The organism is Epilithonimonas hispanica, from assembly GCF_003385395.1.
Lineage (GTDB): Bacteria > Bacteroidota > Bacteroidia > Flavobacteriales > Weeksellaceae > Epilithonimonas > Epilithonimonas hispanica.
This window is the reverse complement of sequence record NZ_QNUG01000001.1, coordinates 102,419-115,191: the sequence shown is the minus strand read 5'-3', so window position 1 is coordinate 115,191 and position 12,773 is coordinate 102,419. Positions and strand designations below refer to the sequence as shown.

9 protein-coding genes are annotated in these 12,773 nt (G+C 34.1%); 6 read left to right on the top strand and 3 right to left on the bottom strand.

Features of this window, described 5'->3' with window-relative positions; translation table 11 throughout:
- Window position 1 precedes the first annotated feature (1 nt).
- Window positions 2-1,240 (bottom strand): aspartate kinase, encoded by a 1,239-nt coding sequence (locus tag DRF58_RS00500; RefSeq protein ID WP_116031610.1) that lies wholly within the window; start codon window positions 1,238-1,240, stop codon window positions 2-4.
- Window positions 1,241-1,481: 241 nt separating this feature from the next.
- Here DRF58_RS00500 and fbp point away from each other — a divergent pair, with 241 nt between their 5' ends.
- From fbp to DRF58_RS00470, 6 genes are all read left to right on the top strand, one after another.
- Window positions 1,482-2,501 (top strand): class 1 fructose-bisphosphatase, encoded by a 1,020-nt coding sequence (gene fbp / locus DRF58_RS00495; protein ID WP_116031607.1) that lies wholly within the window; start codon window positions 1,482-1,484, stop codon window positions 2,499-2,501.
- Between the two features lie 59 nt (window positions 2,502-2,560).
- Window positions 2,561-3,568, top strand: coding sequence for an o-succinylbenzoate synthase (locus DRF58_RS00490; RefSeq protein WP_116031605.1), 1,008 nt, complete (start codon window positions 2,561-2,563; stop codon window positions 3,566-3,568).
- Window positions 3,569-3,674: 106 nt separating this feature from the next.
- Window positions 3,675-6,056 carry a M1 family aminopeptidase gene (locus tag DRF58_RS00485; protein ID WP_116031603.1) on the top strand — a complete coding sequence of 794 codons (2,382 nt, stop codon included), beginning with the start codon at window positions 3,675-3,677 and terminating at the stop codon, window positions 6,054-6,056.
- Between the two features lie 181 nt (window positions 6,057-6,237).
- Window positions 6,238-6,516: a co-chaperone GroES gene (locus DRF58_RS00480; RefSeq protein ID WP_074235464.1), complete on the top strand. Its 279-nt coding sequence runs from the start codon at window positions 6,238-6,240 to the stop codon at window positions 6,514-6,516.
- 114 nt (window positions 6,517-6,630) lie between these two features.
- Window positions 6,631-8,253, top strand: a complete 1,623-nt coding sequence (groL, locus tag DRF58_RS00475; RefSeq protein WP_116031601.1) for a chaperonin GroEL — start codon at window positions 6,631-6,633, stop codon at window positions 8,251-8,253.
- Window positions 8,254-8,396: 143 nt separating this feature from the next.
- A complete protein-coding gene (locus DRF58_RS00470; protein WP_116031599.1) occupies window positions 8,397-10,445 on the top strand; it encodes a M48 family metalloprotease in 2,049 nt (682 codons plus the stop codon).
- A 67-nt stretch (window positions 10,446-10,512) separates the two neighbouring features.
- Here the strand turns inward: DRF58_RS00470 and DRF58_RS00465 are convergent, their stop codons facing one another.
- Both DRF58_RS00465 and rimO read right to left on the bottom strand, forming a co-directional pair.
- Window positions 10,513-10,881, bottom strand: a complete 369-nt coding sequence (locus DRF58_RS00465) for a septal ring lytic transglycosylase RlpA family protein (RefSeq protein ID WP_116031597.1) — start codon at window positions 10,879-10,881, stop codon at window positions 10,513-10,515.
- Window positions 10,882-11,407: 526 nt separating this feature from the next.
- Window positions 11,408-12,709, bottom strand: coding sequence for a 30S ribosomal protein S12 methylthiotransferase RimO (gene rimO / locus DRF58_RS00460; RefSeq protein ID WP_116031595.1), 1,302 nt, complete (start codon window positions 12,707-12,709; stop codon window positions 11,408-11,410).
- Between the last annotated feature and the right edge of the window lie 64 nt (window positions 12,710-12,773).

Sequence of the window (12,773 nt, the reverse complement as noted above, 5' to 3'; positions counted from 1 at the left end):
TTTACAGGGTTACCATTTGGAAGGTTTTTTTGGAAATCTGCTCCAGCAGTACTTTTTTGTCTTTATAAAATTGATCTAATTGGTCTAATTCTGCATTTCTGACAGTAAACAAGGATACATTTTTCGTCATTTGCGTGATGAAACTCTGCTGTAATTCTTCATTAAAATCATTGGCGGTTCCAAATTTATCTTCCAAACATAAAGCTAATGAAATCGCAGAGTTCTGCATCAAAGAAACTTTAATTTTATATTTAGCAAGAAGCGCAAATATCAAACTCATATGATCCTCTGCAATAAAGGAAAAATCACGGGTTTCTACATTCAATAAGGTTTGATTTTCTTTTAGGATATAACTCTCGATCAATTCATTTTCCTCAGAATTTCCAACTTTGGTTCCTGGTTTTTTAGGTTCTACGAAAGACTTTACAAAAAACGGAATATTCTTCTGTTTAAGTGGCTGAAGTGTTTTTGGGTGAATTACCGAAGCTCCATAATAAGCCATCTCAATTGCCTCTTCGTAAGAAATGAAAGACAACAATTCTACATTTTCAAATTTTCTAGGATCGCCGGTCATTACACCTGGAACGTCTTTCCAGATTGTCATTTCGTCAGCATTAAGGCAATATGCGAAAATCGCGGCTGTGTAATCGGAACCTTCTCTTCCAAGAGTTACTGTAAAATTATTACTTTCCGAACCGATAAATCCCTGAGTTACATAACAGTTGATTTTATCTAATTTAGAAATATTCTGCTCTGTTTCCTGCCAGTTAACAATTCCTTCTCTGTAACTCGCATCGGTCTTGATATAATCTCTCGCATCCAACCAATGGTTAAAAAACTGAATATCATTAAGATACTCACTTAGAATTTTAGAAGAAATCATTTCTCCGCAACTTACAACCTGATCATAAACGAAGTTATAATTAGGTGATTTGTTTCTTCTCAAAAAAGAATCAATATCATCAAAAAATAATGTGATTTCTCCAAAAACAGCATGACCTTCTGAAAATAAACCCTTGGCAATATCGATGTGATTTTTCTTGATCAATTCAATTTCTGCTTGATAATCCTGTTTCTTGAAGTAATATTCTACTACTTTTTCCAACGCATTTGTCGTTTTTCCCATTGCAGAAACTACAACCAAACATTTCTCAAACCCTTGAGTTTCTAGAACCAAGGCCACATTTTTCACACCTTCTGCATCCTTAACAGATGCACCACCAAATTTGTAAACTTTCATTAGATTTTTACCGTTAAACTTTTTTATTAAAAATTAAGAAGCCGTTAATCAATTATTAACTTTCAAAAATATTAATAATGAACGGAATATAAAAATCAGTGTTATTATTTTCAATGCTTCAAATTGAGATAATGAAACCATATTAATACATTTATGACAAGTATCATCAAAAATCGATAAATCTTGTTTCATTTAATTGAAAAAAAAAATTAGTTTTGTAGAAAATCAAATTAACCAAAATATGTCACATCAAGCTTTACAAACCTTAGGAGAGTTCATAATTGAAAAACAGGATGATTTTAAGTATTCTACAGGAGAACTTTCTCGCCTTATCAGTTCTATAAGAATTGCAACAAAAATTGTTAATAGAGAAGTGAACAAAGCTGGAATTGCTGACATTATTGGAAAAGTTGGAACCGAAAACATCCAAGGAGAAGAACAACAAAAATTGGACGTTTTAGCTAACGACATTTTCATAGCTGCATTGTCTCAAAGAGAAGTTGTTTGCGGAATTGCCTCGGAAGAAAGCGATGATTTCATTGAAGTTAAATGTACCGACAATGCACACCTTAGCAAATATGTTGTTTTGATTGATCCACTTGACGGTTCCTCAAACATCGATGTAAATGTTTCTGTAGGAACTATTTTCTCTATCTACAGAAGAGTTTCTGATCCTGGAAGCCCAGTTGAACTAAGAGATTTTTTACAAAAAGGCGTAAATCAAGTGGCTGCTGGTTATGTCGTTTACGGCTCTTCTACAATGATTGTTTATACAACAGGAAACGGCGTAAATGGGTTTACACTAGATCCATCCATAGGAACTTATTACCTTTCTCATAAAGACATCAAATTCCCGACTTCTGGAAAAATCTATTCTATAAATGAAGGAAATTATGCTAAGTTTCCTCAAGGCGTAAAAGATTACATCAAATATTGTCAGGAAGAAGAAGGCGACAGACCTTACACTTCTAGATACATCGGTTCTCTAGTTTCCGATTTCCATAGAAATATGCTGAAAGGTGGAATTTATATTTATCCTCAAACTTCACAATCTCCAAAAGGAAAATTAAGATTACTTTACGAAGCTAATCCAATGGCATTTTTGACAGAACAAGCCGGCGGAAAATGCAGCGATGGTTTCAAAAGAATTATGGAAATAGAGCCAACAGAATTACATCAACGTGTTCCTTTTTTCTGCGGAAGTGCAGCAATGGTTACCAAAGCCGAAGAATTTATGGCAAAAGCTGTCGATAAAAATTAAGAATAATTTAAAGAATACAAAAAAGACCGATTTCCTCGGTCTTTTCTTATTTTTGCAAAATGAAGACTGCAAAATTCCATCAATACATTCTTGATTTCAAACGTCCAAGCGGAACTTCCAGAGGCGTTCTCAACACAAAAGAAACTTATTTCATAGAAATCTATGAAGATGATAAAAAAGGAATAGGCGAATGTGCTCTTTTCCGCGGATTGAGTTTTGATGACGATGATGATTATGAAAATGCTTTGGAATGGGCTTGTCGTAATATCAATTTGAGTTTGGAAGAATTAAAAGAAGAACTCATCAATCATCCTTCGATTATTTTTGGAATTGAACAAGCTTTACGTAATTTGGAACATCAGGGCGATTTGTATTTCCCTAGTGATTTTACAGAAGGAAAAGACTCGATTAAAATTAATGGACTCATTTGGATGGGAGATGTAAACTATATGCAATCTCAAATCGAGGAAAAAATTAGAGACAATTTTTCTTGTATCAAACTGAAAATCGGAACTGATTGGGATTCTGAAAAAGAAATATTAAAATCTCTGAGAAAGAAATTTTCGAAAGATCAAATCGAACTTCGGGTAGATGCAAATGGCGCTTTTTCTCCAGAGCAAGCAAAAGTTGTTTTACAAGAATTAGCAGACTTAGACATCCACTCTATCGAACAACCTATTGAAGCTGGAAATTGGGACGCAATGGCAGAACTTTGTAGAACCTCTCCTACTCCAATTGCTTTGGACGAAGAGTTAATCGGCGTTTTGAATACAGATTCCAAAAAAGAACTGCTAAAAGAAATCAGTCCTCAATATATTATTCTAAAACCAAGTTTGATTGGCGGATTTTCTGGTTCTGATGATTGGATAGATTTAGCAGAAAAACAAAATATCGGTTGGTGGATTACATCTGCTTTGGAAAGCAATATTGGACTGAATGCCATTGCACAATACACTTACACCAAAAAAAATCCGATGCCACAGGGTTTGGGAACTGGAGGTTTGTTTACTAATAATTTCCCAAGCCCTTTAGTTTTAGAAGGTGAAAAACTTTGGTTTTCTAATTAATCTTTGAATAAACATCATTAATAATAAGATTTCTATTCAATTTTATTAGTAACTTTTTCATAAATTTGATTACTTATAGATTTTATCAGCCATTAATTTATCAATAATGAAATTAAAAATTTTAGGGTTATTACTCGCTTGTGCTTTTGTTGGCGCACAAAACATTCAAAATAATCCAGGGAGTAATCACGGAAACAAATTCGAACAACTTGGAACAATCCTACCAACTCCAAATACTTATAGAACAGCTTCTGGAGCGCCCGGAAATCAATACTGGCAGCAACGTGCAGATTATGACATCACAGCATATCTGAACGAAGACAAAAGAAATCTAAAAGGCTCCGAAACGATTACTTATTACAATAATTCTCCCGACGAACTAGAATATCTTTGGCTACAACTAGATGAGAATCAACAATCTTCTGTCAAAAATGCCGATTATCCATCTTCTTCTACCCTACCAAAAGGAGCCAATATTGATAAATTAAAAACCTCTGATCTTCCTGCAAAAGATGATGGCTATGGTGTAAATCTTGAAAAAGTAACAGATAGCAAAGGCTCTCCTATCAAATATGTTGTTAATAAAACGATGATGAGAATCGATCTTGAAAAACCGTTGAAAGCTGGGGAGAAATTCACTTTCAAAGTAGATTGGAATTACAACATCCCAAATCGTATGGAAAAAGGAGGTCGTGGCGGTTATGAAAATTTCCCAGAAGATGGCAACGATCTTTACACAATGACACAATGGTATCCGAGAATGTGTGTTTACAGCGATTTCCACGGGTGGCAGAATCATCAGTTTACCGGTCGTGGAGAATTTGCTTTGGTTTTCGGAAACTTTAAAGTTTCTATGAATGTTCCGGCAGATCACATTATTGGTGGAACTGGCGAATGTAAAAATTACGACCAAGTTTTGACATCAGCTCAATTGGCAAGATATAAGCAAGCGGAAAACTCAAACGAACCAATAGAAATTGTAACATTAGACGAAGCTAAAAAAGCTGAAAAATCTAAATCTAAGGAAAGAAAAATATGGAAATTCGAAGCGAATGATGTTCGTGATTTTGCTTGGGGATCATCAAGAAAATTTGTTTGGGACGGAATGCGAGTTACCATTCCTGAAAACAACAACAAAGTAATGGCGATGAGTTTCTACGGAAAAGAAGCTTATGGATTGTACAGAAAATTCTCAACAAAAGCGGTTGCTCATACGATTAAAACTTACTCAGAATTCACTATTCCTTATCCATATCCAGTGGCGCAATCTGTAGAAGCTTCCAACGGAATGGAATACCCAATGATCTGTTTCAATTACGGAAGAACCGAGAAAGACGGAACTTATTCTGAAGCTATCAAAAACGGAATGCTTGGTGTAATTATCCACGAAGTAGGGCACAACTTTTTCCCGATGATCATCAATTCCGACGAAAGACAATGGTCTTGGATGGATGAAGGTCTTAATACATTTGTTGAATATCTTACTGAGGAAAAATGGGATAATAAATTCCCTTCCAAACGTGGACCAGCTTGGACAATTGTAGATTATATGAAACTTCCGAAAGACGAACTAGAGCCAATCATGACTAATTCTGAAAACATTGCGAGATTTGGACCAAATGCTTATTCCAAACCGGCGACTGGACTCAACATCTTACGTGAAACTATTATGGGAAGAGAATTGTTTGACAAAGCTTTCAAAACATATGCAAAAAGATGGGCATTCCGTCATCCGGAACCGGCAGATCTTTTCAGAACAATGGAAGATGCAAGTGGCGAAGACCTCGATTGGTTTTGGAGAGGCTGGTTTTACAGTACAGATCCAGTAGATATTGCAATTGATAAAGTGACTGTCGCAACGCCGGATTTTGATGCGATTCCAAAAGAAGCGAAAGAAACCAAATACAAAACTGACGCACCACTTCTGAATGAATTTGAAGATATTTCTAAAGTCAGAAACAAAGAAGATAAAAACATCAAATTCTATGTGGACGGAGACAAAGATGTTCAGGATTTTTATTACAAATATGACCGAGGACAAGAAAAAGTTGACACTTCAAAAGAATATACTTTAAAAACTGAAGCTTCTGAAAAATTGTCTACAAAAGATAAAACAAACGGAATTAATAAAAACATTACTGCATACCAAATAGATTTCACTAATAAAGGAGGACTAGTAATGCCAATTATTCTGGAATTTACTTTTGAAGATGGAACTAAACTGAATGATAAAATCAATGTTCAAATCTGGAGATCGAACGAGCAAAAGGTTTCTAAAACCTATTATTTCGATAAAAAAATAAAATCGATTCAATTGGACCCAATGAAAGAAACAGCTGATATTGACACTTCTAATAACTATTGGGCAGCAACTGCTTCAACAGAAACACCTTCGAAATTCCAGATTTTCAAACAGGCTCAAAAAGAAACTGCAAGAGGCGGTGCAAGTGGAAGAGTAAACCCAATGCAAGCTGCAGGGAAAAGATAAAAACTACAAACAACACTACAAAGTCATTCGATTGAATGACTTTTTTTCTGCCAAAATTTCAGCAATAAAAAACAAAACTCTGCCAAATCTAACTTCTAACTTCTAAGTTCTAACTTCTGTCTCATTTGGCACATTGTTGGAGAATAACAATGAAGAATAATATTAAAATCAAAATATAATTATGTCAGTAAATTTCAAACCATTAGCGGACAGAGTTTTGGTAGAACCAACACCTGCAGAAACTAAAACAGCATCTGGACTTATCATCCCAGACACGGCAAAAGAAAAACCACAAGAAGGAACTGTAGTAGCTGTAGGGCCTGGAAAAAAAGACGAACCAACTACCGTAAAAGTAGGCGACAAAGTACTTTATGGAAAATATTCTGGAACTGAACTGAAATTCGAAGGAAAGGATTACCTAATTGTAAAAGAAGGAGATCTTTTAGGAATAATTGGCTAAGATTTGTAAAAAATACCTTGTACAACGTACAAAGTATTTTGAGACAACCCATCAAATTAATTAAACAAAAAAGTACATTTTACTTTGTACATCATATAATAATACATTTTAAAAATGGCAAAAGAAATAAAATTCGATATTGAATCAAGAGACGCTCTTAAAAGAGGTGTTGACGCATTGGCTAATGCAGTAAAAGTAACTTTAGGACCAAAAGGTAGAAACGTAGTAATCGAAAAATCTTTCGGTGCTCCTCACGTAACTAAAGATGGTGTGTCTGTTGCAAAAGAAATAGAACTAGAAGATAGAGTAGAAAATATGGGTGCTCAAATGGTGAAAGAAGTGGCTTCTAAAACCAATGACATCGCTGGAGACGGTACTACTACCGCTACAGTTTTGGCACAAGCTATCGTAAGAGAAGGTCTTAAAAATGTAGCTGCGGGTGCTAACCCAATGGATCTTAAAAGAGGAATTGACAAAGCTGTTTCTGCAGTAGTTGAAAACCTTAAATCTCAATCTCAAACTGTGGGTGATTCTACAGAAAAAGTAAAACAAGTTGCTTCCGTTTCTGCAAATAACGACGAAACTATCGGTTCATTAATCGCTGAAGCTTTTGGAAAAGTTGGAAAAGAAGGTGTAATCACTGTAGAAGAAGCAAAAGGTATCGACACAACTGTAGATGTTGTAGAAGGTATGCAGTTTGACAGAGGTTTCCAATCGCCTTATTTTGTAACTAATCCTGAGAAGATGGTTGCAGAATTAGATAATCCTTACATTCTTTTGGTTGAGAAAAAAATCTCTTCTATGAAAGAATTATTACCAGTTCTTGAGCCAGTTGCACAAGGTGGAAAATCTTTACTAATTATCTCTGAAGAAGTTGAAGGTGAAGCTTTGGCAACTTTAGTAGTAAACAAATTGAGAGGCTCTCTTAAAATTGCTGCTGTAAAAGCCCCAGGTTTCGGAGATAGAAGAAAAGCAATGTTGGAAGACATCGCAATCTTGACAGGTGGAACTGTAATTTCTGAAGAAAGAGGTTTCACAATGGAAAATGTAACGATCGAAATGTTGGGAACTGCTGAAAAAGTTTCTATTGATAAAGACAATACAACTATCGTAAACGGTGGTGGTGACGAAGCTCAAATCAAAGGAAGAGTTTCTCAAATCAAAGCTCAGATGGAAACTACAACTTCTGATTATGATAGAGAAAAACTTCAGGAGAGATTGGCTAAGTTAGCTGGAGGTGTTGCTGTACTTTACGTAGGTGCTGCTTCAGAAGTTGAAATGAAAGAGAAAAAAGACAGAGTGGATGATGCGCTTCACGCTACAAGAGCTGCAGTTGAAGAAGGAATCGTTGCTGGTGGTGGTGTTGCTTTAGTAAGAGCGGTTTCTGCTCTTAACTTCCAAGGTGATAACGCTGACGAAACAACTGGTATCAAAATCGTAAAAAGAGCGATTGAAGAACCATTGAGACAAATCGTTGCTAACGCAGGAGGTGAAGGTTCTGTAATCGTTGCTAAAGTAGCAGAAGGAACTGCAGATTTTGGTTACAATGCTAAAACTGACGAGTATGTAAATATGCTAGAAGCTGGAATCATTGATCCAACTAAAGTAACAAGAGTTGCTTTAGAAAACGCGGCTTCTGTTTCAGGAATGCTTTTAACAACTGAATGTGTTATCACTGAAGTTAAAAAAGACGAGCCTGCAATGCCAATGGGTGGCGGAATGCCAGGAATGATGTAACAATCAGTTACTGAAATAATATAAATTAAACCGTTCAGATTTTCTGAGCGGTTTTTTTTGTGAAAATTTCTTAAACAATTAATTAAATATATTCGAAAAAATAGAGTTTAATTCTTAATTTTTTTGAAAAATTAATTCCCTTTATGTTTATTCAGGTTTCTCCAGAGTTTAAGAAAAAAAGCACATCAGCAATTATTGCTATTGTTCTATTCATTATTGTTTACATTTTATTATTCTTTTCCGCCATTGCTTTAACCATTGGTTGTATTGCAGCGGGGCTTTGGATAATCAGCATAAAACCTATGTTTTTCACAGTGATGTTAGGTATTGGATTAGCAAGTTTGGGCGTTTTAATTTCTTATTTTTTAATAAAATTTCTATTCAAACAACACATAAACGACCGAAGCAATCTAACTGAAATTAATAGAAATGATGAGCCACAACTTTTTCAGATGATAGACGAAATCGTCAAAGAAGCCGGAACAGACTTTCCCAAAAAAGTTTACTTGGCTTATGATGTCAACGCCAGCGTTTTCTATGATTCTAATTTTTGGAGTATGTTTTTGCCTATCAAAAAAAATCTAGTAATTGGAATTGGGCTTGTCAACACTTGTACAAAGCAAGAACTCAAAGCCATTTTAGCGCACGAATTCGGGCACTTTCCTCAACGATCTATGAAAGTAGGAAGTTACGTCTATAACGTTAATCAAATCATTTTCAACTTAGTCAATGAAGATGAATCCTATGAAAACACCGTAAAAGGTTGGGCTAGTGCGAGTGGATTTTTTGCCTTCTTTGCAGAATTAGCGATTAAGATAACCCAAGGAATAAAATGGATTCTTACAAAGATGTACTCTTTTGTAAACATCCGTCATATGGCACTTTCCCGAGAAATGGAATTTCACGCGGACGAAGTTGCTGCCAACATTGCTGGTTCTTTAGCCTTGGAAGAATCGCTTATGAGAATGGATTTGGCAGACAATTCTTACAATGCTGTTATCAATTTTTACAACAGCAAAATCCCTGAAAACAAATCAAGCAAAAACATCTACAGAGAACACTTCTATGTCATGAACTTTTACGCTAATGAAAACGAACTTGATTTCAAAAACGATTTACCGGTTGTAAAATCAACAGAGTCTGGTCTTTTTAATAAATCAAAATTAAATATAGAAAATCAATGGGCTTCTCACCCTTCAACAGAAGACAGAATTGTCAGATTACAAAAACTCGCTATCACAAAAGATGCAGATAACTCTCCTGCAAAAACTTTGTTCAAAAACTTCGAAGCGACTGATGAGAAACTAACGGCAAAGCTTTTTTCAAATGTAGAAAATGAAAAGACACAATTTGATTTGGACTTTGAAACTTTCAAAATTGAATTTAAAGAAAACTACAACAAGGGAACTTTTAATAAAATTTTCAATAATTATTACGATAATAAAAATCCTAATCCATTTGATTTGAGCCTGGACAATACTTCGCCAATCATTGATAAATTCGAAGATCTTTTCTCCAAAGACAAAGTGGAAGATGTTTACACCTTAATCGCTTTGGAGAATGATAAAAATGTTATTAATTCTATCGCTGACAAAACTTATGTGATTAAAACGTTTGACTATGATGGAAAAAAGTATAAAGCCAACGAAGCTAAAACACTAATTCCAATCCTTGAAAATCAAATAAAAATACTGAAAGAGAAAATCACTCAGAATGATATTAATATTTATCATTATTTCGCAGGTCTAGCAAAAAACCAGAATCAAGAAGACGAGATGAGAAATCAGTTTTCCGAGCTTTTGGATTATGATAAAATCTACGAAGAAAAATTCAATCTATTCAGAGATTTGAGCAAAGCTTTAGAGTTTGTAAGCACAACTACGCCTTTTGAGAAAATCAAAAAGAACTTCAACAATCTGAAAACTTTGGAATCAAAATTAAAAGAAGAATTAAAAGATATTCTAAATGAATCTTTACTCAACGAAGAAATCAATGAGCAAAACAGAAAAGATTTAGAATTTTACATTAATAATGACGTATTGTATTTTAATCAAAATGAATATCTGAATACTAATCTTCAGCAATTGTTTTTTGCAGTTAATAGTCTGCATTTCTATATTGGAAGAAAATATTTCCTAATGAAGAAACAACTATTAAACAAAATGACTTCGTTAGAACAAGCTCGAGTATAAATTTTAAGCAATAAAAAAACCGCCAATCAAAATTTTGATTGGCGGTTTTAATTTAATTAAGGTAATCTTAGTCGATAATTTCGTATTCAATAGCGATGGTTCCTTTTCTTAGGTCACCAATTGAATCAAATGCAGCTTTAGAAAGATCAAAGGCTCTAGATGAGTGGTAAGGGCCTCTATCGTTTACTTTCACTACAACACTTTTCCCAGAAATCAAATTAGTAATTTTTACTTCTGTCCCAAAAGGAAGTGTTTTGTTAGCAGCGGTTAAAGCACTGTTACTGAAAATTTCTCCGCTTGCTGTTTTTCTACCATTAAACTTATCGTGGTAGTACGATGCAAAACTTGTTTTGGCATCTGTGGCATAACTCTTGAAGGAATAAATGCCAAGTGTTGAAATCATCATTATGATTACGAGAATAACTCTTTTTATCATTTTGAATATTTATTGGGTTTTGACTCCGCAAAGATACCGGTAATGACTTTTCGAACCTCATTTCTTGCGGAAACCAGCCTGGATTGGGCAAAAATCAAAATACAAAACCTCTACAACTACCTACTGTAAGTAAATCACAGAGTTTGTTAAAAAATGTTAATATAATTTGCATTTTGTTAATTAATTGAACAAACAATAAAACCACCAACAACCGTAAAACAAATAAAATCAATACATTAATAATTATCTTTAAAAGTTATAATTTTAAAAATATTAATTAATTGATAATTTAAAATAAATATTAGCTAAAACTATTCAATTAATACACTAAATAATGATTTATATAATCAATAAAACAAATAATTAATAATAATTCAATAATTTATTATGTAAAATCAAATTAAAAGCATCCAACAAAACAACAAAACCCTAAATATCAATTAGTTAAACGAAAACTATTAAAAAATTAACAGAAAACAAAAAAGCCTCCAACAAGTGAAGGCTTAATTATTAGTTAAAATTGAGTTTATACTAGTTCTCCATATAAATCAAAATCTTCTGCTGAAGTTATTTTTACATTAGCAAATTCACCAATTGAGATGTAAACATCTTTAGCCGGAACAAGAACAGTATTATCTACATCTGGAGAATCATACTCTGTTCTACCAACAAAATAATCGCCTTCTTTTCTATCAAAGATACATTTGAAAATTTTTCCAACTTTCTCTTGGTTTTTTTCCCAAGAGATCTGTTGTTGGATTTCCATAATCTCCTCTACTCTACTTTGTTTTACATCATCCGGAATATTATCTTCCAAAACATAAGCTGTTGTATTTTCCTCATGAGAATAAGTAAAACACCCTAAACGGTCAAATCTCTGATCTCTAACCCATTGTTTCAATTCTTCAAACTTTTCTTCTGTTTCACCTGGAAAACCAACAATCAAAGTTGTTCTGATAGCCATATCTGGAACTTTCTCGCGGAATTTATCAAGAAGAGCATTGGTTTTTTCGAAAGTTGTTCCACGTTTCATAGCCTTCAACAACTCTGTATTGATATGCTGAAGCGGAATATCGATGTAATTACATATTTTCGGTTCTGTTCTGATAATATCCAAAACATCCTCTGGGAAACCTGTCGGAAAAGCGTAGTGAAGTCTAATCCACTCGATTCCTTCAACTTTGATAAGTTCTTGAAGCAATTCCCCCAAAGCTCTTTTCTTATAGATATCAAGTCCATAGAAAGTCAAATCCTGAGCAATCAAGATTAATTCTTTCACGCCTTTTTTAGCTAATTTTTGAGCCTCAATTACTAATTTTTCGATTGGTGTAGAAATATGATTACCTCTCATCAACGGGATTGCACAGAAAGAGCAAGGCCTGTCACAACCTTCAGAAATTTTGAGATAAGCGTAATGTTTCGGCGTGGTAGTCAATCTCTCCCCCACCAATTCATGTTTATAATCTGCACCAAGATGTTTTAATAAAATTGGTAAATCACGAGTTCCAAAATATTGATCAACATCTGGAATCTCACGAATCAAATCTGGTTTATATCTTTCGGAAAGACATCCCGTTACGAAAACTTTCTCAACAACACCTTGATTTTTCAGTTCAACATATTCTAGAATTGTATTGATACTTTCCTCTTTTGCATTATCTATGAATCCGCAGGTGTTAATTACTACAACATCTCCTTTTTCCTCGTGTACCACTTTTTTACCATTAGCCTCTAGCTGCCCCATCAAAACTTCTGAGTCATAGACATTTTTGGAACACCCAAGTGTTACGATATTAATTTTTTTCTTACCTGTTGATTTTGTGCGCATTCGTAAAAATTTGAAGTTGCAAATTTAGGAATAAAAAAAGAACCAAAATTTTGGTTCTTTCTAT

Excerpts from the sequence above, each read along its gene's own strand:
- DRF58_RS00500 (WP_116031610.1), bottom strand. The coding sequence starts at position 1,240 with ATGAAAGTTTACAAATTTGGTGGTGCATCTGTTAAGGATGCAGAAGGT.
- fbp (WP_116031607.1), top strand. The coding sequence starts at position 1,482 with ATGTCACATCAAGCTTTACAAACCTTAGGAGAGTTCATAATTGAAAAA.
- DRF58_RS00490 (WP_116031605.1), top strand. The coding sequence starts at position 2,561 with ATGAAGACTGCAAAATTCCATCAATACATTCTTGATTTCAAACGTCCA.
- DRF58_RS00485 (WP_116031603.1), top strand. The coding sequence starts at position 3,675 with ATGAAATTAAAAATTTTAGGGTTATTACTCGCTTGTGCTTTTGTTGGC.
- DRF58_RS00480 (WP_074235464.1), top strand. The coding sequence starts at position 6,238 with ATGTCAGTAAATTTCAAACCATTAGCGGACAGAGTTTTGGTAGAACCA.
- groL (WP_116031601.1), top strand. The coding sequence starts at position 6,631 with ATGGCAAAAGAAATAAAATTCGATATTGAATCAAGAGACGCTCTTAAA.
- DRF58_RS00470 (WP_116031599.1), top strand. The coding sequence starts at position 8,397 with ATGTTTATTCAGGTTTCTCCAGAGTTTAAGAAAAAAAGCACATCAGCA.
- DRF58_RS00465 (WP_116031597.1), bottom strand. The coding sequence starts at position 10,881 with ATGATAAAAAGAGTTATTCTCGTAATCATAATGATGATTTCAACACTT.
- rimO (WP_116031595.1), bottom strand. The coding sequence starts at position 12,709 with ATGCGCACAAAATCAACAGGTAAGAAAAAAATTAATATCGTAACACTT.